This window comes from Frateuria sp. sgz306004, from assembly GCF_057750885.1.
Window position 1 is genome coordinate 23,080 of sequence record NZ_JBYLFE010000010.1, and the last position, 22,905, is coordinate 45,984.

Genomic DNA, 22,905 nt, shown 5'->3' on the forward strand with positions numbered 1-22,905 from the left:
GGCTACTTACCTCGACGCGCCAAAGCGCCGGAACAACACGGGCATGAGCAACAGGGTGAGTGCGGTGGAGGTGACCAGGCCGCCGATCACCACCACGGCGAGCGGACGCTGCACTTCCGAGCCCGGTCCACTGGCGAGCAACAGGGGCACCAGGCCCAGCGCGGTGATGCAGGCGGTCATCAGTACCGGCCGCAAGCGGCGCAAGGCGCCCTCGCGCACTACGTCATGCAAGGGCATGCCGCTGTCGCGCAATTGATTGAAGTGGGACACCAGCACCAGGCCATTGAGCACGGCAATGCCGAGCAAGGCGATAAAGCCGACCGACGCCGGCACCGACAGGTACTGCCCGGAAAGCCACAGCGCGATCACGCCGCCAACGAGGGCAAACGGCACGTTGCAAAGAATCAGCACCGCCTCGCGCACACGCCCGAAGGTAAAGAACAAGACCAGGAAGATCATGCCCAGCGATACCGGCACCACCAGGCCAAGACGCGCCGCGGCGCGTTGCTGGTTTTCGAACTGTCCGCCCCACTGGATGCTATAGCCGGCGGGAAGATGCACCTCACGCTCGACGGCCCCACGTGCCTCGTCCACGAAGCCCACCAAATCGCGGCCACTGACATTGGCCTGCACCAGGGCAAAGCGCGAGGCGTTTTCGCGCCGCACCTGCACCGGGCCGCTGGTGGATTCCAACGTGGCCAGTTGCTCCAGCGGCACTTCGCCACCGTCGCCGCGCGCCACGCTGATGCGACCGAAGCGCTCGGGTGCACTGGCCACCTGCTCCGCCCCGCGCACCACGATGGGCGTGCGACGTTGCTGCTCGATCACGGTGCCCGCCTGGCGCCCCTCCAACTGCGCGCGCAGTTCGTCCTGTACGGCGCTCACATCCAGCCCGTAGCGGCCAGCCGCCTGGCGGTCGATGCGCACACCCACGTAGCGCATGCCCTCCTGGGTCTGCGCGATCACGTCCTGGCTGCCTTGGGTGCGCTCCAGAATCGTCGCCACCTGGTTGGCGAGATGGTTGAGGCGCGATACGTCCGGCCCGAACACCTTTACCGCCACATCGCCGCGGCTACCGGTGAGCATTTCCGATACGCGCATCTGGATGGGCTGGGTGAAACCGTATTCCACGCCGGGAAACGCTTCCATCACCTCGCGCAGCTGCGATTCCAGCCACGCACTGTCCGGGCCACGCCAGGTTTTACGTGGCTTGAGCTGCAGGAACATGTCGGTTTCGTTGAGGCCCATGGGGTCCAGGCCCAGCTCATCCGAACCCAGGCGAGCCACCACGTGCTCCACCTCGGGCAGCTTGGCGCGCACCGCATGCTCGATTTTGAGGTCGAGATCGCGCGAGGCTTCCAGCGAGATGGATGCCGGCTTCACCAGCTGCATCAACAGGTCGCCTTCGTCCATGGTCGGCATGAAGGTCTTGCCGGTGCTTACATAGGCCACCGCGCCCACGCCGAGCCCCGCGACCGCGATCAGCGCCATGGCGCGCCCGTGGCCGAGCGCCCAATCCAGCAAGGGACGGTAGGCACGCTCAAACTGGCGCATCAGCCAGGGTTCGCGATGAGCGCCTTCACGCAGGATCAGCGAACAAAGCACCGGAATCACCGTGAGCGACAACACCAGCGAGCTGGCCAGCGCGAACACGATGGTCAAGGCCACCGGGCCGAACAATTTGCCTTCCAGCCCTTCCAGGCTGAGCAGGGGCATGAACACCAGCACGATGATCACGATGCCCGCCGTCACCGGCGTCGCCACTTCGCGCACGGCGCGATAGATGCGGTACAAGCGCGGTAGCCGCTCGCCCTGCCCGCCTTCCGGCTCCAGCCGGCTCACCGCGTTTTCCACCACCACCACGGCGGCATCCACCAACATGCCGATGGCGATGGCAAGGCCACCCAGGCTCATCAGGTTGGCACTCATGCCCACCAGGTGCATCAACAAGAAAGTGAACAACACCGCCAACGGCAAGGTCACCGACACCACCAGGGCCGCGCGCACATTGCCCAGGAACAGCAGCAGCATCACCACCACCAGCACGCTCGCCTCCAGCAACGCGTCCTGCACGGTGCTTACCGCGCGCTGGATGAGGCTGCTGCGATCGTAGAAGGTCTCGATGCGCACGCCGTTGGGCAGGCTGCGCTGCAGGTCGGCCAGGCGCGCACGCACGGCAGCGACGGTCTGCGAGGCATCCGCGCCACGCAAGCCCACCACCAGCCCTTCCACTGCCTCGCCCTCGCCATCGCGGGTGACCGCGCCGTAGCGGGTGAGCGCGCCGTACCGGACTTCGGCCACATCGGCCACGCGCACGGCCACGCCATCGCGCACGGTCACCACGACCTGACGCAGGTCATCTAGGCTGGCGATCGCGCCCGCGGCACGCACGATCAAGGCGCTGTCGCCATCGCGCAGGCGGCCCGAGCCATCGTTGCGGTTGTTGCGCTCGATGGCGTCGACCACGTCGCGAAAGTGCAAACCCGCTGCGGAGAGTCGAGCGCGATCGGGCGTCACCAAGTAGCTGCGCACCTCACCGCCCAGCGCATTGAGATCGGCTACGCCGGGAATCGTTCGCAGCGCGGGGCGGATGGTCCAGTCGAGCAAGCTGCGGCGCTCGGCCAGGCTCAATCCGCCGCCTTCGATGGTGAACATGAACATGTCCGACAGCGGCGTCGAAATCGGCGCCAGACCACCGCTGACATCGCTGGGCAAGGCGTCCGCCGCATTGGCGAAGCGCTCGGCCACTTGCTGGCGCGCCCAGTAGATGTCGGTGCCTTCGGCGAAATCCAGCGTGACATCGGCGATGGCGTACTTGGCGGTGGAGCGCAGCATGGCCGCTTGCGGAATACCCAGCAGCTCCATTTCCAGCGGCACGACCACGCGGCTTTCCACCTCTTCGGGCGTCATGCCTGGCGCCTTGAGGATCAGCTTCACCTGGGTCGGTGCGATATTGGGGTACGCATCGATGGGCAGACGCAGGAAGGCCCACACGCCGGCCGCCGCCAGCCCCAAGGCGGCGAGCAGCACCAACAAGCGTTGGGCGAGTGCAAAAGCAATCAGGCGTTGCAGCATGTCAGCGCCCTTCTGCCGCCGCGGCGGTTGGCATGTGCTCGAATCCGCCGGTGGCGACCTGCTCGCCCGGTTTCAATGCACCACGCACCCATCGGCGTGCGTCACCATCGCGAGCCAGGGTGCGCACGCTGACCGCCTTGAATGCCGCGCCGCGCTGCACATACACCTGCTCGCCGCCTTCCTCACCCTGCACGGCGCTGGCGGGCACCAATACCACGTCCGCCGATGCGGGCAGCCACAAGGTGGCGCTGGTCTGCATGCCCGGCAGCATGGCGCCGGCCTCGCCCTCGGCGCGCACCAGCACGGTCTGGCTCGCCGCATCCAGCACGCCTGCGGCTTCACTGACACGCGCCTTGGCACCTTCGCGCGTTTCCACCGATAGGCCTCGTCGCACCTGGGCCGCAGCGGAAGCCGGCACGCGCAATTCCAGCAGCGCCCTGTCTCCGCTTACCAGCACGAACGCTTTGCCCAGTGCATCGACACGGGCGCCCGGCTGCAAGGTGCGCTCCACGATGCGGCCATCGACGGGTGCGCGTAGCTCGTAGACGCCCATGCCACCGGGCGCGGCCGGCGCCCACCGGCGCACCGACTGCAATTCACGCCATTTGGCGGCCGCCGCATCGCGTGCGGCGTTGCTTGCCTGCGCGCGAGCCTGCGGCACGATACCTTCGCTGAGCAGTTGCTGGTCGCGCTTGGCTTGCGCGGCAGCCACCTGGTAGGCGCCTTGCGCCGCGGCGAGCTCCGCGCCCAGCGTCATCGCCTCGCGACTTTGCACGGTCGCCAAGGCTTGCCCACGCTTCACCGCATCGCCTTCGCGCGCTGTGACCGACAGCACCACACCAGGCAGCGGCGTCGTCACTACGGCCGTGCCCTGCAAGGGCAGGCGCACCGTGGCGGGCAGGTGCTCCAGCGGCACGTGCTCCACGCGTGTGACGGGCGCCGTGGGAATGGGGGCTGCCGGTTCCGCCGCCTCGGCCGCCATCGCGAATAGTGCAAGGATTCCGCTGCCAATGAGCCAGCCCCGCATGGGTGATCTCCGATATCGCATCGGCGGCGAGTATCGGCAGGGGGAGCTTTGGCTCCGCTTAAGATGGCCGCGCGATCGCTACCGTGCGGCGCATCGCCGCGGTATCCCCCTGAGTGCGCTGACCCTGACCGTCATACCTGCGAACCTCCAAGAGGGGGCAAGAGCAGGAAGCGCTTTTCAACAGCCGAAAGGCTGGTCATCCAGTGTCTCTACCTTCAAGTATTTACGGACTCTGGATCCCAGCTTTCGCTGGGATGACGATCAAGATCGGAGCATCACTAGAGATCGTGCAAGGCGATCGATTGAATGTCTGGCAGCGGACCCAGCGCGGCCCACAGCGTGCCTTCGTGCAACTCGAACTCCAGCCGCAAGCCCAGCACATGGGCCAGCGTACCGGCCAGCGCCAGGCCCAGGCCGCCATGACGGTTCGCCTCGCGCGCGGGCGATTTGCGCCAGAAGCGCTCCCCCAGATGTGGCAGATCGGCGGCAGCCAGATCGGGCGCGGCATTGCCGATGCGCAGCCACCACGTGCCTTGCGCCTGCGCCAAGTGCATCTGCACGAGACTCATGGGCGGCGCGTACTCCAGCGCGTTGAGCATGAGGTTGTCGATGATGCGTTCGAGCAAGGCGGGGTCCGATTGCACCCAGGCCTCGGTCGGCAGCGGAGCACGCACGCGTGCGTCCATGCCGGCGCGTCGCAGCAGCGGCACCAGATCCATCGGTTCCAGCTCGGGTTTGGCCAGGCCCGACTCATAGCTGGACAGCGCCAGCAAGCTGTCGATGCAGCGCTGCATGCGGTCGATGGCTTCGTTCACACCATCCAGCGCGCCCGGCGCCACGGCATCGCGCCGGGCCAGTTCCACTGCCGCGCGCATTTCCGCCAGTGGCGTGCGCAGCTCATGAGCGACATCGCGTGAGAATCGGCGTTCGCGCTCCATACCGGCATGCAGCCGATCGAACGCACCATTGAGGGCCTCGGCGAACGGCGTCAGCTCCTGCGGCAGTTGTTGCTGGGGCAAATGGGGCGGCTTTTCGGGCGCTCGCGCCGCCTCGCCGAACGACAGCAGGGGCTTGAGGCCCCGCCGCACCGTGACGATAGCCAACAACGCCGCCGACAATGCCGTACCCAACACGCCACCCAGCAGCGCCACATGGATGTTTCGCTCGAAGCGATCCACGTGCTCTCGCTCTTCGGCCACGGCAATGGTGGCCGGTTCGGTGGTGCCGGGAAACAACAGCTTCAATGCGACGGCCCGGCCGCGGTGGTTGTCGGGCAAGGCCAGGTCGTAGAACAGCGGGCGGTTGGCCGGCACATCGCTCGGCGCCTCCAAGCGGCCAGCCGCATTGCTGCCGGACACAAGCAAGGTGCGGCCTTGCGCATCCCACACTTGCAGGTATTCGGTGTGGCCGCCGCCAGCGTATGCCGGATGCAGGGTTTGCAGGCGCGCCATGGCGACTTCCGCGGGCGGCGTTTCCAGCAGCTTGACGATGCCGTGCGCGCGTTGCAGCAGATCGCTGTCCAGCCGTTCGTAGATGCGGCGATCGATGTTGTAGTCCAGCCCCACGAACATGGCCGCCATCAGCACGCTCAAGCCCACGCACAAGGTCAGCAATAAGCGGCCGTGGATGGATTGAAACAGCCAGCTACGCAGCGATGACATAGCCGTATCCACGCCGTGTCTCGATCAGTTCGGGCAACCCGGCGCGCGCGAGTTTGCCGCGCAGGGTGCTTACCAGCACCTCGATGACCTTGTCCGACGACTCGCTCTGCGCGTCATACAGATGTTCGAACAGCGTGCCGCGCGCCAGCACGATGCCACGCTGGCTGAGCAGGGTTTCCAGCAGGCCGTATTCCTTGGGCGTAAGCGCCAGCACCTTGCCGCCCACACGGGCCAGCCGGGCGCGCGGGTCCACCTCCAGCTCGCCGGCCACCAACAACGGCACCTGGCTGCTGCCGCGACGGGATACGGCCAGGATGCGCGCCAGCAATTCGTCATAGGCGAACGGCTTGACCAGGTAATCGTCCGCGCCCAGGTTGAGTGCCTCGACCCGGTCGGTGACCTGGTCGCGCGCCGATAACACCAGCACGCCGGGCGCCCCTTGCCCTTGCTTGACCCGCTGCAGCACTTCCCAGCCGTCCACCTTGGGCAGCATCAAGTCCAGCACCAGTACGTCGTAGACGTAGGACGCAGCGAAGGCCAGCGCTTGGGCTCCGTCGCTCGCGAGGTCCACCGCATGGCCGTCGCGCGCCAGCGCTGCCTGCAGATCGCGGCCCAGGGCGGGAGAGTCCTCGACGATCAGAAGGCGCATGAAAACCGGGGCAACAAAAGGGGCGATAGACAGCCGCCCCTGCCGGGGCGACCCATCCGCCGCATCATAGAACATGAGGGGATGTCATCTGCTGCCGGTATCATGGCTACCCAGAGGCCGTATAGGGGCGGTATTCCGGGGTGGAAGCCATGTTGACCATGCAAGCGTGTCAGCGACGGGGCCATGCACTAGCCAGGCGCGGCATTGCCTGGCTGCTGGTCCTGTTGTCGACGCTGCTGGTGTGTGGTCTGGCCCACGCCGCCGATCCTTGGGCACCGTTTGACACCCCCTGGTTCGACCGACTGGGCGTGGGCGATGGCCTGCCTCATTCGATCACCACCGCCATCGCGCAGGACCAACGCAACCTGCTGTGGATCGGCACCATGAGTGGACTGGTGCGCTACGACGGCTACCGCATGCAGGTGTTCACGGTGAACGAGGCTGGCGGCGGCCTGCCGGATGCCTATGTACGCAACTTGCTCGCCCTGCCCGACGGCAGCCTGCTGGTAGGCACCAATGGCGGCGGGCTGGCCCGCTTCTACCCCGCCACCAATCGCTTCAAGCATTACCCTGTCGGCAAGGGCGGCACCAGCGACCGCAAGATCTACGCACTCAGCCCGGACCATGCCGGCGGGGTGCTCATCGCCAATGAGTCTGGCCTGGATCGCCTGGATCTGCAGACCGACCGCATCACGTCCATTCCCACCGGCAACGGGCCCTCGGTGAGGAACTTCAGCGCGCTCAAGGACAGCAAGGGCAACCTCTGGCTGGGCAGCAACAACGGCCTGTTCGTGCGCTACGCCAATACCAAGGCGTTCGTACGCCCATCGCGCCCGAACGGCGACATCGAGAGCGTCCTCAACGACGGCATCTGGGCGTTGTACGAGGACCGCGAAGGGCGTCTGTGGGTGGGCAGCACCCGCTCTGGCGCGGTGTATCGCGATGCCGAAGGGCATTGGCAGACGGTCGCGGGCTTCAGCGGCTATCTCCCCGGACAAGAGCGCCGCGCCACGGTGCGCGATGTGCTGGAGGTGGCGCCCGACACGATATGGCTGGGCACCGATGGCGATGGCGTGCTCGCCTATACGCCGGGCGGCAGCGGAGTGCGCACGCTTGCCCACGACCCCGCGATCCTTTCCACGCTACCGGGCGATTCCGTGCGTGCGCTGCTGCAGGACCGCACCGGCAACGTCTGGGTCGCTACCGACCTGGGCATAGCGCGGCATACGCCCAATGCCCGCACGGCCTTCGCACTGCTCCCCTCCGCCCACGAGGACCGCTCGCTCGCCAACACCAATGTGCGTGGCATCTATGTAGACACGCGCGGACGTATTTGGCTGGGCATGAGCGCGGGGCGCATCGACATGATCGACCTGGAGCACGCAACCATTCACCACCTGCAACTTGGCGGCAGCCAGACGCGGCGCGACGTGCAAACCTTCACCGAAGCGCCCGATGGCAGCATCTGGGTAGGCACGCAAGGGCTGGCGCGTATCTCGCCCGACATGTTGCAGGTACAAAACTCCGTGCTGCCCGCGCTGGAAGACAAGCCGGTGCTGCACTTGCTCACGGAGGGCCAGGAGCTGGTGGTAGGCACCTATGACGGCGTCTATCGCTACGATTTGCGCACGCACGCGCTGGTCCACTTCGAGCATCAGGCCAACGACCCGGGCAGCTTGAGCAGCAACACGGTGCGCCGCATTGCCCAGTTCGGCAACGCCATCTGGTACGTCACCAGCCATGGCATCAGCGTGGCCTCGGATATTCTGCAGACTCACGGCTTTATCAACCTTACCAACGACCCTGCCGACCCGACGAGCCTGCCCAACAATCTCGTCAGTGCGGTAGCGGACGATGCCCAAGGCGGCCTCTGGGTGGGCACGTATGGCGGCCTGGCCATGCTCGAGCCGCGCGGGCCCGGTGACCCGTACCGCTTCCGCACCATTAGCGTGGCCCAGGGCTTGAGCAGCGAGAACGTCAACGCGGTGCAGACCGACGACCAGGGCAACCCCTGGGTCAGCCTGCCCAACGGCATCTCGATGATCGACGGCGACACCCACACGGTGCACAACCTCAGTGCACGCGATGGTCTGCGCATTGCCAGCTATGTATACGCCGCGTCGGCCCGCGCGCCCGGTGGCGAACTGTTGTTTGGCGGACTGGGCGGCCTCACGGTGATCCGTCCCGGCTGGCGCCCGCCCGAAACATCGGATCCGGTGCTGGCCGTCACCTATGCCACGGCCAATGGGCTGCCGATGCCATTCGGCAAGCTGCCCCGGCCTGGCGAATCGTTGCACCTGGGGCCGCACAACCGCAGTCTGCGCGTGGATTTTTCGCTGCTCGACTACCAGTCGCCCACCGATACGATCTACAGCTACCGCATGGACGACTTCGATGAGGACTGGATCGAAGTACCTCGCGGCAGCCTGCCCTCGGCCATCTACACCAACCTGCCTCATGGCGACTATCGCCTGCATTTGCGCGCGCGTACCCAGGGCATGCGGCCCCACGTTTACGAAACCCTGGTGGGCGTCAGCGCTGAGCCGCGATGGTACGAAACCGTCACCGCCATGATCGGCGCCGTGGCGCTTTTCATGGCACTGTTGATCGGTGTGGTGCAATTGCGCACGCTCTACCTGCACCGCAAAGCACGCGAGCTGCAACAGCAGATCGACATGCATACGCGTGATCTGGTGAGCGCCAACAAACGCCTGGACGAGCTAGCCAGCACCGACGGACTTACCGGACTGCTCAATCGCCGCCGGTTCCTGGAACTGGCCGAAGGCGTGCGGCAGGTTTCGCAAGAGGGTGACGCCAGCATTGCGCTGTTGGACCTGGATGGCTTCAAGCAGATCAACGACGACTATGGACACCTGGCCGGCGATGAGGTGCTGCGCGTGTGCAGCCGGGTCATGTTGGCGCAATGCCGTGAGGGCGATCTGTTGGGACGTTATGGCGGCGAGGAAATGGTCGTGTGCCTTCCCGGCGGCAACCTGGAGCAAGGCATGGCGGTGGCCGAACGCATCCGTCATGCGCTGGCCACGACGCCTATCGTCTACGAAGGTCGCCGCATCACCATGACCACCAGCGTGGGCGTGGCTTCATGGCGGGCGGGCGAAACCCTGTCGCAGTGGCTCTCGCGCGCCGATCGCGCCCTGTACGACGCCAAGCATGCCGGTCGCAACCGCTCGATGGCGGCGGAGTGAAACGCCCTCGACGCGCGGCCTGACTCAGCCGCCCGATACCTGGCGCAAGAGGCGATGCCGATAGATGGCGTAGCCCATCCCTGCCAACCCCGTGATCGCCGCCGGACCGTACAGCACGCGCTCTTGCCAATGCAGAAACCCCAGCGTGCCCAGCGTGGCGCCAACGATGAAATTGCTGGCGACCAACAAACAGACGTGCACGCGCAGCATATCCACCGTCAGCCCGCGCAGGCGCTGGCCGAGGTAGATGCCAAGGTCGGTGAATATCCCCGAGAGATGCGTGGTGCGGAACGTGGCGCCGCTATACGTACTGACCATGGCGTTTTGCAGGCCGCAGGCCATCGATGCGAGATAGAGGCCCACATCGCGGCCATCGTGAATCAGGGGCGTGGCGGCAAACAGCAGCACCGACTCCAGCATCAACACCACGCCATAGCGACGACCCAGCTGAAGCGTGCTCTGCTGCACGATGTAGCCGCTAAGCACCGCACCAGCGAGGAACGAGGCGATGGCCAGCCCCCAATGCGATATCTCACCGACATCGAGCCGGGCCAGCGCCAGGCCAAGCTCGGTGCTGGTTCCGGTGAGATGGGTAATCGGCTGATGCCGGAAACACAGATAGCCAACCGCGTTGACGCAGCCAGCGATCAGCGCCAGCAAACCGCCGCCGAACCAGGCCCAACGCGGGAGTTGGCGCAGCACGGCGAAACTTAGTTCTTGATCGGCTGGGTGGTGATCACCGGCAAATCGCCGATGACGTCCGCGCCCTTGGGCGGCACGAAGTTGAAGGTGTCCGGCGCAATCGGCACGTTGCGCTGCCAGCCCGAGAAACGGATATCGGTGACGGCGCCAAGCTGGTCGCGGAACACCATGCGGGCCAGGCCATTGGCGTCAAAGCCAAGGTCGGCGTAGTCGAACTGCGGGTCCTTGGCCTTGGAGGTCAGGCGCAGCCAGGCCAAGCCATCGTGCTCACCCTGCTCCACGGCGTTGAAATCCTTGTCCATCTGCTTGACGTCGGTCAGCACGGTCAGCGGGCTATGCGACTCTTCGGCGCTTTGCACGCGCACGGTGACCTGTTCGAGGTCGGGGTCGTACAGCCACACGCGGCTGCCATCGGCCACGATGGTCTGCTTGGATGGCGCCAGCGTTTCCCAGCGGAACTGGCGCGGTGCTTCCAGCGCGAGGGTACCGTTGCTGGTCTTGCCCGGGCGGCCGTTGGCATCGGTCAGGGTCTGGCTGAACTTGCCAGAGAGCGAGTGCAGGCCATTGGCGAACGCATCGAGCCGGGTACGGGCGGGGCCAGCCGCATGGGCGGCAGCGCCCAGGCAAAACGCGACGGCGGCGGTGGCAAGGAGAACGAAGCGCTTCATGGTGGCCCTGTCGTAACGGCGATCTGGAGAAGTGTGAGGCGCCCTAGCTTAATGGCTACTGGCGCCTGCGCGAGGGCGGATCGATCTCAATGCTTGGGTGGCGGCGGCGCCAGCACTTCGCGATTGCCGTTGTGCTGCGGCGCGCTCACCACGCCGTCCTGCTCCATTTGCTCGATGAGGCGGGCGGCGCGGTTGTAGCCGATACGCAGGTGGCGTTGCACGCCGGAGATCGAGGCGCGTCGCGACTCGGTGACGATGCGCACCGCCTTGTCGTAGAGCTGGGCATCGGCATCGCCGCCTTCCTCGCCCTCCTGCGGCAAGCCCGAGTCGTTGATGAACTTGCCATCGGCCGTGGCCTGCACCTCTTCCAGCACACCTTCGATGTACTGCGGTGCGCCCTGGGCCTTGAGCCAGTTCACCACGTTGTGCACTTCGTGGTCGTCCACGAAGGCGCCGTGCACGCGGTCCGGCGTAGCCGTACCCGGCGGCAGGTAGAGCATGTCGCCGTGGCCCAGCAGGGTTTCGGCGCCGCTTTGGTCGAGGATGGTGCGCGAGTCGATCTTGCTGGACACCTGGAAGGCGATGCGCGTGGGGATATTGGCCTTGATGAGGCCGGTGATCACGTCCACCGACGGGCGCTGCGTGGCGAGGATGAGGTGCACGCCTGCGGCGCGCGCCTTCTGCGCCAGGCGGGCGATCAACTCTTCGACCTTCTTGCCCACGATCATCATCATGTCGGCGAACTCGTCGATGATGATCACGATGTGATACAGCGGCTCCAGCGGTTCGGCCGCCAGGTTGGGCATGTCGGGGTTGGGGCGGAACAGCGGGTCCAGCAGCGGCTGGCCGGCGTTCTCGGCCTCCTTCACCTTCTTGTTGAAGCCGGCGAGGTTGCGCACACCCACCGCGGCCATGAGCTTGTAGCGACGCTCCATTTCGGCCACGCACCAGCGCAGGGCGTTGGCGGCCTCCTTCATGTCCGTCACCACCGGCGCCAGCAGATGCGGGATGCCTTCGTAGACCGAAAGCTCCAGCATCTTGGGGTCGATCATGATCATGCGCACGTCTTTGGGGCTGCTCTTGTAGAGCAGGCTCAGCACCATCGCGTTCACCGCAACGGATTTGCCCGAACCGGTGGTACCGGCCACCAGCAAGTGCGGCATCTTGGCCAGGTCGGCCACGGACGGACGGCCGGCAATGTCCTTGCCCAACGCCAGCGCCAGCGGCGACTTGAGCTGGTCGTACTTCTCCGAGCGCAGGATCTCCGAGAGGTACACGATCTGCTTCTTGGCGTTGGGGATTTCCAGGCCGATCACGTTCTTGCCCGGGATCACGTCCACCACGCGCACGCTCACCACGGACAGGCCGCGAGCGATGTCCTTATCCAGGCTCGATACCTGCGAGCCGCGCACGCCAGCGGCAGGCTCCAGCTCGAAACGAGTGATGACGGGGCCGGGATAGACGCCGACCACCTTGGCCTCGATGCGGAAGTCCTTGAGCTTGAGCTCCACCTGGCGGGAGAGCACTTCCAGCGTCTCTTCCGAATAGCCCGGACCCTGCGGCGGCGCTTCATCCAGCAAGGACAGCGGCGGCAGTTCGCCCGGCATGGAGGCGCCACTGAACAGCGGAATCTGCGTTTCCAGCTTGGCGCGCTCGCTTTTCACCACCGGCGCCGGCGGTGTTTCGATGCGCACCGGCTCGCGCTTGGCCTGTTTGACGGCTTCGGTTTTCTTCACCACGTCGCGTTCGGCGCGCGCCTGGCGCGCGGCCATCACTTCCGGCGCCTCGCGCAGCTTGCCGCCGAACCAGCCAGCCAGGCGCAACACGCCCTGCCCGGTCACGTCCATCACGCGGAACCAGGACAACCCGGTCGCCAGCGTCACGGCCACCAAGAACAAGGCCAGCAGCAACAGCGGCGCACCCTTGTCGCCCAGCGCATGCAACAGGCCGCGGCCCACCCACATGCCGATGATGCCGCCCACGCCCTGGGGCAGCACCGGCTCATTGAAGTTGAGATACAGCAGGGCCGGCGCAGTGATGAAAAAGAACACCGAACCGATCAAGCGCAGGGACGGCTCCCACGGTTGCACGCTGCGCTCGCCACGATGGCGCAGCACCTGGATGCCCAGGCCCAGCAACAGCAACGGGAAGCAGTACGAGACCACGCCGAAGATGTAGCGCAGCACGTTGGCGATGTTGGCGCCCACCGCACCGCCGAAATTGCGCGCGTGATCGACCGTGCCAACGTGGCCCCAGCTCGGGTCCTGATCGTTGTAACTGAACAGGCAAACCAGCAGATACAGCGCCAACGGCACCAACAGCAATGCGCCGGCCTCGCGCAGGCGGCGCTTCAGCTCCTCGCTGAGGCCTTCGCTCTGCTTTTCCTTCTTGACGTTCGCGCTACGCGCCACCGTGATCCTTTTCCATTCGTCGAGCTGGTGAGCAGGCGGCCTGGAGCGCCCGCTCTTTCATACATCCGCCGTGACGGCAGGCAGACCATAGTTCATACCCTTGAGCGCTGGATGAACCGACTCACCGCCATCGACACTCGATGCCCCCGGCGCAAGCAGATGACGTAGCGCCGTGTCGTCGCCGAACGCCTCTGCCGCACGGGAGCAAGCATACCGGCAGAGTGCCTGATCGACGAGGTCTATCGCGGCTCTCCGGCGCGATCCGCGACGGAGCACGCATCGGCATGCCAAAGCGTCCGCCTGGCTACGTGCGATGCCCCATCCCTACGCATGCCGACGCGCCCCAACGCCCGGCGCCGTAGCGATCGCGACAGAACCGCGCACGCCCGGCCAGGGGCAGCAGCCGCCCCTGGCCGGCGTCAAGCCAATACCAGAAAACTCAATGAGATAGCCAGGCCAGGGGGTGAAAAGCCACCACCGCGCCCCCATCTGCCGCACCGTCTGCGTAACAATGGCAGATGCCGGGTTGTCCTTTGCGGGCAAACACCCCATTCCATCCATCCGAACCCACGAACACCACCGCCCTCACGGCGGATAGAAGGAACGCATGAATACAGCCACCAAGCACAGCCGTCTGCTGATCCTGGGCAGCGGCCCCGCCGGTTACACCGCCGCCGTCTATGCAGCGCGCGCCAACCTCAAGCCGACCCTGATCACGGGCCTGCAGCAGGGTGGCCAGCTGATGACCACCACCGAGGTGGACAACTGGCCGGGCGACGACAAGGGCGTGCAGGGTCCGGAGCTGATGCAGCGCATGGCGCAGCATGCGGAGCGTTTCGAAACCCAGATGGTGTTCGACCATATCCACAGCGTGGACCTCAAGCAGCGTCCGTTCCGCTTGAAGGGCGACTCGGGCGAATACACCTGCGATGCGCTGATCATCTCCACCGGCGCCACCGCCAAATACCTGGGCATTGCCAGCGAGGAGCACTTCAAGGGTCGCGGCGTGTCCGCCTGCGCCACCTGCGATGGGTTCTTCTTCCGCGAGCAGGAAGTGGCCGTGATCGGCGGCGGCAACACCGCCGTCGAAGAGGCTCTGTACCTGTCCAACATTTGCAGCAAGGTCTACCTGATCCATCGCCGCGACAAACTGCGCGCGGAGAAAATCATGCAGGACAAGCTGTTCGAAAAGGCCGCCGCCGGCAAGATCGAGCTGATCTGGAACAGCACCGTGGACGAGGTGCTGGGCGACCAGTCCGGCGTGACCGGCGTGCGCGTGAAGGACGTGAATTCCGGCGCCGCGCGCGAGCTCTCGGTCACCGGCTTCTTCGTCGCCATCGGCCACACGCCCAACACCGGCATCTTCGACGGCCAGCTCGACATGCACGACGGCTACATCAAGATCCGCAGCGGCCTCAACGGCATGGCCACCATGACCTCGGTGCCGGGCGTGTTCGCCGCCGGCGACGTGGCCGACCACGTGTATCGCCAGGCAGTCACCTCCGCCGGCTTCGGCTGCATGGCCGCGCTGGATGCCGAGCGCTGGCTGGACCAGCAGGGCCCGGCCTCCTGAATGAGCGTCGCCACGCTGCATTACATCCATGACCCGCTGTGCGGATGGTGCTATGCCGCGCAGCCGCTGGTGAGCGCGGTCGTCGATACCCTCGGCGACCGCGTGGCGCTCGCGCTGCATGGCGGCGGCCTGTTCGACGAGCCCCGTCAACTCGATGGCGACCTGGCCGAGCACATCGCCCATTCGGACGAGCGCATCGCCTCGTTGAGTGGGCAACCTTTCGGCAAGCCGTATCTGGAAGGCCTGTTGGCCGAACCGGATACGGTGCTGTACTCGCTGCCGCCGATTGCCGCCATCCTCGCGACCCAATCGCTGGATGCCGGCAAGGCCTATGCCATGCTCGTCGCCATCCAGAACGCGCATTACCAACGCGGCCTGCGCGTAGTGGAGCCCTCGGTGCTTGGCGAACTGGCCGAGCAGATTGGTCTGGATGACACCGCGTTCGCCGCGGCACTCACTCGCACTGACGGTACCGAGTCGATCGAGCACATCGAAGGCAGTCGCCGCCTGCTGGGTGCGGTGGGTGGACACGGCTTCCCCACGCTGACCCTGGAAGTGGGCGGCCGCATGCAGCGCCTGCCCCATCATCACGACTACGGTCGGCCGGAGGCGTTTGTCGGCCGCATCGCCGCGTTGCTGCCGGCGGTGCATTGAGGCGCCGCCGCGTCCACGATGATCGAAGCGCGCTTCCACTCCCGTATTGAAGACATTCCTGCCGCGGCGTGGGACGCATTGCGACCCGACGATAACCCCTTCGTTTCGCATGCCTTCCTCGCCGCGCTCGAACGCACCGGTTGCATCCAGCCCGACTGGGGTTGGCAGGCGCATCACTTGGGCCTCTACGAGCACGACCGCCTGATCGCCGCCGCGCCGTTGTACGTCAAGGGCAATTCACACGGCGAGTTCGTGTTCGACTGGAGCTGGGCCAGCGCCTGGGAGCGCGCCGGCGGCGATTACTACCCCAAGCTACTGAACGCCGCGCCCTACTCTCCAGTGCCCGGTCCGCGCCTGCTGGCAGGCAGCGACGCGCAGGCCGCCACTCGCCGGCAGTGGCTGGTGCAGGCGATGGCGCGCTTTGCCGAGCAACACCACATTTCCTCGGTGCACGCCAACTTCCTGTTGCCGGAGGACCTGCCCGCCTTCGACGCCCACTGGCTGGCGCGCTCGGATGTGCAGTTCCATTGGCACAACCGCGGCTACGCGCACTTCGCGGATTTTCTCGCCGCCCTCAACCACAAAAAGCGAAAAAACATCCGGCAGGAACGCGCCCATGTGGCTGCAACCGGCCTGCACATCGAGATGCGCCCAGGCCATACCTTGCATACGCACGAGTGGCAGCGCATTCATGCGCTATACGAGGCCACGTTCGATGCCAAAGGCAACCATGCCGCGTTGACCCGTGCGATGTTTCAGGAGTTCGGGCAGAGCCTGGGCGATGTCACCCATGTCGCACTGGCTCGACGTCACGGCGACATCGTCGCCATGGCGCTGTTCATGCAAAGCCGCCATTGCCTGTACGGCCGCTACTGGGGTGCGACCGACGACGTCCCCGGCCTGCACTTCGAGCTGTGCTACTACCAGGGCATCGAGCATGCCATCGCATGCGGGTTGCAACGCTTCGAGCCTGGCGCGCAGGGCGAGCACAAACTCGCGCGCGGCTTCCTCCCCGTACGCACCCATTCGCGTCACCTGCTGGTGAACGAAGGCTTCCGTGCCGCGGTCGCGGCCGCGCTTCGACGCGAAGCGGAAGCCATGGATGACTACGCGCGGGATCTGCTCGATCACAGCCCTTACGCTCACACGTCTTGAGCAGACCGAACTATCCCGGCATCTGACAGGTGTCAGGGACGATCGATGACGACACGGGCTCGGCCCACCCCACGCTCCTTGGCACGATGCCTACCGCCGCGGCCCTCGCCGCCGGCCGCGATAAGGCGGCTGCAACCGTCCGCTTGGGAAACTCTGATTTTGATCGTCATCCCAGCGAACCCCAAAAAGGGGGCGAGAGCTGGGATCCAGTGCCTGTAAATCTATGAATGTAAAGGCACTGGATTCCTGCTTCCGCAGGAATGACGGACAAGAAGTCGATTAATCAGACCTTCCCTTGTCGCGCACTCCTTCCCTCCGAGGATTCCCGTCATGCAAGGATTCGCAACACTCCGCCGATTGGCGCTCCCCTGGCTCACCCTGGCCGCCGCGCTGGCGACCCCGGCCTGGGCCGCTGCGCCCACCACGGTCCAAGTCGGCACGCTGAAGGCCGAGCGCCACGGCGACCATGGTCGACCGATCATCCTCATTCCCGGCCTGGAGGGCGGCCCCTGGGTATGGGAGCGCACCATCGCCGACCTTGAAAAGAATCATGTGGTCTACGCGGTCACCCTGGCCGGCTTCGACGGCATGCCCGCGCCCAAGGACAATGCACACTTGCTGGACCAGGCCAGCAGCGCGCTGCTGGCCTTGATCGACCAACAGAAGCTCGACCACCCCGTACTGGTCGGCCACAGCCTGGGCGGCACCTTGGCCCTTCGCTTTGCTGGCGAACATGGGCAGCGCATCGCCGGCGTGGTGGCCGTGGATGGCTTGCCCATCCTCCCCGGCATGGATCGCATGACGCCAGAGCAGCGCAAAGCCGCCGCCGAGGGCATCCGCGCCCAGATGGGCAATGCCACACCGGACGAGTTCCATGCCAGCACCCTGGCCTATATGAAGACGGTCGGCGTGATCGATCCCGCCCTGGCGGAACGCTATGCCGCGCTCAACGCACGCAGCGACGCCAAGGCGACCGCGGCCTACATGGCCGAGGACATGGCAGCGGACTATCGACCCGGGCTCAAGCAGGCGCAGATGCCGATCCTTGAGATCTCACCGTACTACGCGCCGGATTTCAGCAAGCCGCCGATGCAATTCAGCGAGCAGCAAAAGGCCGACTATTACCGGCAGCTGCTCAGCGACGCTCCTGACGCCAAGGTGGTGTCGATCGCGCCCGCCCGCCACTTTGTCATGCTCGATCAACCCGAACGCTTCCGCCAGGTGCTCAACGATTACCTGCACACGCTGTAACAAACCTGTCGCTCGCACCATGCGCCACACGGCGTCGTCGCCTCTCCGGTGACGACGCCGTCCGCGCATCAGTACTTGCCCACCAAGCTGCAATCAGGCTTACTTTTCGTGCCCGCCGCGCCGTCGCGGCCTCGCCGGCGCCCCTGGAACCCGAGCGCACCCATGTCACGATGATCCGATTGCCTTTGCTCGATTCGGCCAAGCCGGACCATTTCCCCGATCCGCGCAAGGCATTGCAGGAGCCCAACGGCTTGCTGGCCTTTGGCGGCGACCTGTCGCCACGCCGGCTACTGGCCGCTTACGCGCAGGGCATCTTTCCCTGGTTCAACGAAGACGAGCCACTGCTGTGGTGGTCACCCGACCCTCGCTGCGTATTCCATACCGGCGCGCTCGGCATCAATCGCACACTGCGTCGGCGGCTTGCGCAGGTGTCCTGGCGCATCACCGTTGACCATGCTTTCGAACAGGTGGTGGAGGCCTGCGCAGCGCCCCGCCCCGGCCAGGCCGGCACCTGGATTGTGCCCACCATGATCGAGGCCTACACGCGCCTGCACCAGCTCGGACATGCCCACAGCGTGGAGGTGTGGAACGGCGACACGCTGGTGGGAGGCATCTATGGCATCGCCGTGGGACGCCTGTTCTGCGGCGAATCGATGTTCAGTAGAGAAAGCGGTGGCTCGCGCGCGGCTCTCGCCGCCCTGGCGCAGTTGTTGCGTGGCTGGAGTTTTCCGCTGATTGACGCGCAGGTGACCAATCCGCATCTACTGCAACTGGGCGCAGTGGAATACCCCCGCGCCCAGTTCCTTCGCATGATCTCCGAGCTTACCCACCTCCCCGGTCAGCCCGGCAGCTGGGCCAGGTACACGCACCTGGCCCAACTGGAAGGCTCACGCGGCGATTGAGTGGCGTTGCGAGCCAAAGCGCTCCATTACCTCCTCTGCACCACACTCGCCAACTGCCGACGGATGGCCGAAGAATGGCAATGCGGCTACAAGCATCACCGGCCACATCGCACTCACGATGATCTCTCGCCCATCGGGTAGGACATGGCATCATCCATCGGCGCCATTTCTGAGTTGCCCGAGAGTACGAGGCCCTTTAGCAGCACCGAGCAGATCAAAAGATTCGTTTTTGCCTCAAAGCAGAACCCGTCACCGACGTGCGCACGGAGGAGATGACCAGGATGTCGCCCGCGCCAGTACCACGTACCCCGAGCCTATGGAGAGAGCTCGCTGCGATCATTCTGCGCAAACATCGCCCCAGCACCACCGTGGCCGCTGGCTACCCTGCAGGGCAACGCTTTCCGGTTGTTAATGGCCCTGTATCGGGCATCCTCATAGAGCTGGTTATCGTTGGTCTCGTCTGTGACGCTCCCCTCTCGCTCGTAGTCGTGGCTTTGAGCCAACCCGACAATCAAGTGCTGATCCATGCCGCTATTGCCGCCTTTGGCCTGATGACGTTGGGCTGGGCCATCGCGGGCCGTAGCGTCCTGCGGGCACTGCCGCATGTTGTCAGTCGCGACGCGCTGTGCATTGGTGGCATGCGACACACGGGCGTTATACCTAAGGCCGCCATCGAGAGCGCTTTAGCTATTTCAGCATCACGCCATACGTGGATGGCCGACCTGGGATTGCGCCGCGACCAGGTGATCCTGGCTAGCGGCTTCGACCCGCCGAATTTGGCTATAGAGATAAGAGCGGACGCAACTGGGATGGTGAAGATGGCCGGCGGCCATGAACTCACAACCAGTCGCCGTTGGGTTCTCCTCTACGCCGATAGCCCGGCCATGCTTATCGAAGCAACCCGCTCTTCAGGTCGTTAAGATCACCGAGTGCGACACACGTCCGGCCCCATAGACACCTTGTGATGTCTATGGGGCCGAAGGAAGCATGCCGCGTGCCGGAATGCTCACCTCAGCAAACCCCGCTGAGAGCGTGCTCACGATTCTCGCCTGCCGTGTGCTGTATTTCATGCTGGCGCGCCGGGCTTCCGTCACGCCCAGCAACTGACCGATCAGGGTGAGCTATCCGCACCTGCTGCAACTGGGCGCAGTGGCATACCCACGCGCCCAGTTTCTGCGCATGATCTCCGAGCTTACCCACCTCCCCGGTCAGCCCGGCAGCTGGGCCAGGTACACGCACCTGGCCCAACGGAAAGGCTCACGCGGCGATTCAGTGGCGTTGCGCCGCACGTCGCGAGCCGAGGATGTTGCCTCGCTCCGGCAGCTCGCCCGATGCCAATGACTGCGCCCATTCCTGCGTCGCCAACACGGCTGCGAAACGCGAGTGCTCCACTACGCAGAACACCCGATGGATCTCCTCCGCGCTGGCGTAGCCAACCTTGTTGGCGTAGGACACCGAGCCCGATGCGTCGTGCAGGAACTCCACCTGTAGACCTCGATCGAATGCGTGCTTGATCGTGGTGTCGTTGCAGTTGTGGGTCATGTAGCCCACCACGGTGAGCGTGTCGATCTGCTGCGCCACGAGCCATTCGGCCAACCCGGTATCGCTGAAGGCGCTGGGCAAGGACCTTTCGAGTGCCGCACGCGCCTGAACGCCAACGGCACTCAGGCGGTCACGAAACCCCAGACCTGCAGCAGCTCGTGCACGCCGTTGATCACGAACTGCACGCCAATGCACACCAGCAGGAAACCCATGATGCGCGACAGCGCGTCGATGCCGGTCTCGCCCAGGAAGCGCATGATCTTGGTGGCCCCGCGTAGGCACAACCAGAACACCACCGCGAACAACAACACGGTCAAGAACGCGCCCAGGTGCACCAGCGGCGTGAGCTTGCCGCCTGGAATCGACGAAGAAGCACTGATGATGAAAGCGATCGTGCCCGGCCCCGTGGTGCAGGGCATGGTGAGCGGGATGAAGGCAATGTCCTGCAATTTGGCGCCGTCGTCGTGCGAGGCCATTTCCGCCTGTGCCTCGCCTTCGGTGACACGCGCCGGCGGAAACAACATGCCAAAACCGATATAGGCCACGATCAGCCCACCCGCCAAGCGCAAGCCAGGAATGGAAATACCGAAGCCGCTAATGACCGCGTTACCCGCATAAAAGCAGATCAGCAGCACGATCGTCACATAGATCGTCGCCCGGTTGATCTGGCGATTGCGCTCCGCCTCGGGATAGCGACCCGTCAGCGCCAGCAATACCGTGGCGCTGGTGATGGGGTTGGCGATGGGCAACAAGCCAAGCAAACCAAGGACAACATAGTCGAACATGACGAGCATGACGGTGTTTCCTGCATGGGGCCGCCTGCACAGCCTAACTGCTCCGCAAAGCTGCTGGCTATGGCTCGAACCGGTGCGGCACGAAACAGCTGGTGTTGCGGGTGATGCGATCGACATCCTCGCGCATGCCCATGCCGACCGCGTCGTGCCCCACCACCCACGAGCCCACCAGCGCGTGACGGCCATCGAACACGGGCAACGGTGCGAACGCCTGGTAGATGCACGATTCATCGGTGCGCGGCCCGGCATCGCCGCGGTCGAGCACGATCACGCCCGCGCCCTCCCTGCCCCAGCATGGCTTGCGCACCGCCATGCCGTCGATGGCCAGGCGCTGCCGGCTCGCCGGCAGCAGGTTCGGATGCCCCGGAAACAGCTCCCACAACAGCGGCAGAATGGCCTTGTTGGAAAGCAGCATCTTCCACGCAGGCTCGGTCCAGCGCGTGCGTCCGCTGGCGAGGTACGGCGCGAACGGCTCCGCCAATAGCCACTCCCAAGGGTAGAGCTTGAACAAGCGATCGATCGGCTGGTTGTCCATGTCGATGAACTCGCGCCCGGACCAACCGATCTGCTCGATATCCAATGCGGTCACGCGATGACCCGCCTGCAGGCAGGTGTCCAGCAGATAGTCGGTATTGGCACCGTCCTCCGTGCTTTCGTAGCAGGCCGCAAAGTGAACATGCGACTGCTTGGGCCATACGCCCCAACGCGCCACCAAAGCCTCATGGATCGCGTTGAATTGGTCGGCGTGCGGCGCGACGTCCTGCAACCAATACCACTGCACCACCGAGGCCTCGAACAGCGACGTCGGCGTATCGGCGTTGTATTCGAGCAAGCGCGGGGGCGAACGGCTATCGTAGACCAGGTCCATGCGGCCATACAGCGCGGGCTCTCGATCCCACCAACTGCGCTCCACTAGCGCGGCGGCACGGTTGTCCAGGCCCAGTTGCGCGTAACGACCATCGCGCACGATGCGGTCCACCGCTTCCAGGCAAAGGGCGTGCAGTTCGTTGGTGGCCGCCTCGATCTCGTCGATCTCACTCGGTTCGAACACGTAGCAGACGTCTTCGCGCCAGTAGGGTTCGCCATCGATAGTATGGAAGTGGAACCCCAGTGCCTCGACCCGCTCGCGCCAATCGGCGCGAGGCTCGCAGACTTCACGTCGCATCAACTGCCCCGGGCGAATACGCGACCGGACGAACCGAAACCACCGCGCTCGCCCAACTCCACACCGCGCGGACCGCCCGCAAAACCGCTTGCAGGCATGCTACGCGACAGTGAGCCCATGGTTCGACCAGGGCCCGGGTCGCGGGCACCGCCGCCACCGTCGCTGCGATACCAGGGGCCGTAGTAATGCAGGCCGCCGTGATACCCGCCGCTGGTGTTGTTGCTGCCCACGGGGTTGTCCAACTCGCATTGGCCGGTGGAATAGTCGCGCGCGCAATCCTCCAGCGAGTCATACCGGTTGCGCTGTACGGGATGCGTCCGTCCGAACAAGCTCATGCCGAAAATGGCCGCGCCACCCAGGGCCATCAGTGGCACGGCGAGCGAACGCTTTTGCTCGCGCGGGGGCGTCGCGCGAAACTGCGCATCGGGACGGCGAGGCCCGCCCTTCCGAGTGGGGTAACTCATCGCTGC

At 65.3% G+C, this 22,905-nt stretch carries 18 protein-coding genes; 7 read left to right on the forward strand and 11 right to left on the reverse strand.

The features are described 5' to 3' along the window. Window positions 1-6 precede the first annotated feature (6 nt). From AC3G2C_RS18245 to AC3G2C_RS18260, 4 genes are all read right to left on the reverse strand, one after another. Window positions 7-3,075: an efflux RND transporter permease subunit gene (locus tag AC3G2C_RS18245; RefSeq protein ID WP_488386054.1), complete on the reverse strand. Its 3,069-nt coding sequence runs from the start codon at window positions 3,073-3,075 to the stop codon at window positions 7-9. A gap of 1 nt (window position 3,076) precedes the next feature. After that, entirely contained in the window at window positions 3,077-4,102 is a 1,026-nt protein-coding gene (locus AC3G2C_RS18250; protein WP_488386055.1) for an efflux RND transporter periplasmic adaptor subunit, read from the reverse strand. Window positions 4,103-4,380: 278 nt separating this feature from the next. Further along, window positions 4,381-5,763 carry a histidine kinase dimerization/phospho-acceptor domain-containing protein gene (locus AC3G2C_RS18255; protein WP_488386056.1) on the reverse strand — a complete coding sequence of 461 codons (1,383 nt, stop codon included), beginning with the start codon at window positions 5,761-5,763 and terminating at the stop codon, window positions 4,381-4,383. Then, window positions 5,747-6,412 (reverse strand): response regulator transcription factor, encoded by a 666-nt coding sequence (locus AC3G2C_RS18260; protein ID WP_488386057.1) that lies wholly within the window; start codon window positions 6,410-6,412, stop codon window positions 5,747-5,749. Before AC3G2C_RS18260 ends, AC3G2C_RS18255 begins: the two co-directional genes overlap by 17 nt. A 149-nt stretch (window positions 6,413-6,561) precedes the next feature. Between AC3G2C_RS18260 and AC3G2C_RS18265 the strand changes: the two genes are divergently transcribed. Beyond that, window positions 6,562-9,618 carry a ligand-binding sensor domain-containing diguanylate cyclase gene (locus AC3G2C_RS18265; RefSeq protein ID WP_488386058.1) on the forward strand — a complete coding sequence of 1,019 codons (3,057 nt, stop codon included), beginning with the start codon at window positions 6,562-6,564 and terminating at the stop codon, window positions 9,616-9,618. 24 nt (window positions 9,619-9,642) lie between these two features. Here the strand turns inward: AC3G2C_RS18265 and AC3G2C_RS18270 are convergent, their stop codons facing one another. The 3 genes from AC3G2C_RS18270 to AC3G2C_RS18280 form a co-directional block, all read right to left on the reverse strand. Beyond that, window positions 9,643-10,320, reverse strand: a complete 678-nt coding sequence (locus AC3G2C_RS18270; RefSeq protein WP_488386059.1) for a YoaK family protein — start codon at window positions 10,318-10,320, stop codon at window positions 9,643-9,645. Window positions 10,321-10,328: 8 nt separating this feature from the next. Continuing rightward, window positions 10,329-10,988 (reverse strand): outer membrane lipoprotein periplasmic chaperone LolA, encoded by a 660-nt coding sequence (gene lolA / locus AC3G2C_RS18275; RefSeq protein ID WP_488386060.1) that lies wholly within the window; start codon window positions 10,986-10,988, stop codon window positions 10,329-10,331. Between the two features lie 86 nt (window positions 10,989-11,074). Further along, window positions 11,075-13,399 carry a DNA translocase FtsK gene (locus tag AC3G2C_RS18280; RefSeq protein ID WP_488386061.1) on the reverse strand — a complete coding sequence of 775 codons (2,325 nt, stop codon included), beginning with the start codon at window positions 13,397-13,399 and terminating at the stop codon, window positions 11,075-11,077. A 607-nt stretch (window positions 13,400-14,006) separates the two neighbouring features. Here AC3G2C_RS18280 and trxB point away from each other — a divergent pair. From trxB to AC3G2C_RS18310, 6 genes are all read left to right on the forward strand, one after another. After that, the gene (gene trxB, locus AC3G2C_RS18285) at window positions 14,007-14,972 is read left to right on the forward strand and encodes a thioredoxin-disulfide reductase (protein WP_488386062.1); all 966 of its coding nucleotides are present in this window, start codon (window positions 14,007-14,009) and stop codon (window positions 14,970-14,972) included. Continuing rightward, window positions 14,973-15,626, forward strand: a complete 654-nt coding sequence (locus AC3G2C_RS18290) for a DsbA family protein (RefSeq protein ID WP_488386063.1) — start codon at window positions 14,973-14,975, stop codon at window positions 15,624-15,626. A gap of 18 nt (window positions 15,627-15,644) precedes the next feature. Next, complete coding sequence (locus tag AC3G2C_RS18295; protein WP_488386064.1) at window positions 15,645-16,781, forward strand: GNAT family N-acetyltransferase; 1,137 nt, start codon at window positions 15,645-15,647, stop codon at window positions 16,779-16,781. Window positions 16,782-17,111: 330 nt separating this feature from the next. Then, window positions 17,112-18,032, forward strand: a complete 921-nt coding sequence (locus AC3G2C_RS18300; protein ID WP_488386065.1) for an alpha/beta fold hydrolase — start codon at window positions 17,112-17,114, stop codon at window positions 18,030-18,032. 170 nt (window positions 18,033-18,202) lie between these two features. Next, complete coding sequence (gene aat, locus AC3G2C_RS18305) at window positions 18,203-18,934, forward strand: leucyl/phenylalanyl-tRNA--protein transferase (RefSeq protein ID WP_488386066.1); 732 nt, start codon at window positions 18,203-18,205, stop codon at window positions 18,932-18,934. A 281-nt stretch (window positions 18,935-19,215) separates the two neighbouring features. Then, window positions 19,216-19,854 (forward strand): hypothetical protein, encoded by a 639-nt coding sequence (locus tag AC3G2C_RS18310; protein WP_488386067.1) that lies wholly within the window; start codon window positions 19,216-19,218, stop codon window positions 19,852-19,854. Window positions 19,855-20,203: 349 nt separating this feature from the next. On the opposite strand, the gene AC3G2C_RS18315 is transcribed toward AC3G2C_RS18310, so the two are convergent. The 4 genes from AC3G2C_RS18315 to AC3G2C_RS18330 are packed head-to-tail and all read right to left on the reverse strand — an operon-like array spanning window position 20,204 to window position 22,899. Further along, window positions 20,204-20,671, reverse strand: coding sequence for an isochorismatase family protein (locus tag AC3G2C_RS18315; RefSeq protein WP_488386068.1), 468 nt, complete (start codon window positions 20,669-20,671; stop codon window positions 20,204-20,206). Beyond that, entirely contained in the window at window positions 20,599-21,270 is a 672-nt protein-coding gene (locus AC3G2C_RS18320) for a MarC family NAAT transporter (protein WP_488386069.1), read from the reverse strand. The genes AC3G2C_RS18315 and AC3G2C_RS18320 overlap by 73 nt, the downstream gene beginning before the upstream one ends. A gap of 58 nt (window positions 21,271-21,328) precedes the next feature. Next, window positions 21,329-22,435 (reverse strand): glutathionylspermidine synthase family protein, encoded by a 1,107-nt coding sequence (locus tag AC3G2C_RS18325; RefSeq protein WP_488386070.1) that lies wholly within the window; start codon window positions 22,433-22,435, stop codon window positions 21,329-21,331. After that, window positions 22,435-22,899: a hypothetical protein gene (locus AC3G2C_RS18330; protein WP_488386071.1), complete on the reverse strand. Its 465-nt coding sequence runs from the start codon at window positions 22,897-22,899 to the stop codon at window positions 22,435-22,437. The genes AC3G2C_RS18325 and AC3G2C_RS18330 overlap by 1 nt, the downstream gene beginning before the upstream one ends. Window positions 22,900-22,905: the final 6 nt, after the last annotated feature.

Bases quoted from the DNA above. Each gene is read 5' to 3' on its own strand.
- AC3G2C_RS18245 (WP_488386054.1), bottom strand. From the start codon at position 3,075: ATGCTGCAACGCCTGATTGCTTTTGCACTCGCCCAACGCTTGTTGGTG.
- AC3G2C_RS18250 (WP_488386055.1), bottom strand. From the start codon at position 4,102: ATGCGGGGCTGGCTCATTGGCAGCGGAATCCTTGCACTATTCGCGATG.
- AC3G2C_RS18255 (WP_488386056.1), bottom strand. From the start codon at position 5,763: ATGTCATCGCTGCGTAGCTGGCTGTTTCAATCCATCCACGGCCGCTTA.
- AC3G2C_RS18260 (WP_488386057.1), bottom strand. From the start codon at position 6,412: ATGCGCCTTCTGATCGTCGAGGACTCTCCCGCCCTGGGCCGCGATCTG.
- AC3G2C_RS18265 (WP_488386058.1), top strand. From the start codon at position 6,562: ATGTTGACCATGCAAGCGTGTCAGCGACGGGGCCATGCACTAGCCAGG.
- lolA (WP_488386060.1), bottom strand. From the start codon at position 10,988: ATGAAGCGCTTCGTTCTCCTTGCCACCGCCGCCGTCGCGTTTTGCCTG.
- trxB (WP_488386062.1), top strand. From the start codon at position 14,007: ATGAATACAGCCACCAAGCACAGCCGTCTGCTGATCCTGGGCAGCGGC.
- AC3G2C_RS18290 (WP_488386063.1), top strand. From the start codon at position 14,973: ATGAGCGTCGCCACGCTGCATTACATCCATGACCCGCTGTGCGGATGG.
- AC3G2C_RS18295 (WP_488386064.1), top strand. From the start codon at position 15,645: ATGATCGAAGCGCGCTTCCACTCCCGTATTGAAGACATTCCTGCCGCG.
- AC3G2C_RS18300 (WP_488386065.1), top strand. From the start codon at position 17,112: ATGCAAGGATTCGCAACACTCCGCCGATTGGCGCTCCCCTGGCTCACC.
- aat (WP_488386066.1), top strand. From the start codon at position 18,203: ATGATCCGATTGCCTTTGCTCGATTCGGCCAAGCCGGACCATTTCCCC.
- AC3G2C_RS18310 (WP_488386067.1), top strand. From the start codon at position 19,216: ATGTCGCCCGCGCCAGTACCACGTACCCCGAGCCTATGGAGAGAGCTC.
- AC3G2C_RS18320 (WP_488386069.1), bottom strand. From the start codon at position 21,270: ATGCTCGTCATGTTCGACTATGTTGTCCTTGGTTTGCTTGGCTTGTTG.
- AC3G2C_RS18325 (WP_488386070.1), bottom strand. From the start codon at position 22,435: ATGCGACGTGAAGTCTGCGAGCCTCGCGCCGATTGGCGCGAGCGGGTC.
- AC3G2C_RS18330 (WP_488386071.1), bottom strand. From the start codon at position 22,899: ATGAGTTACCCCACTCGGAAGGGCGGGCCTCGCCGTCCCGATGCGCAG.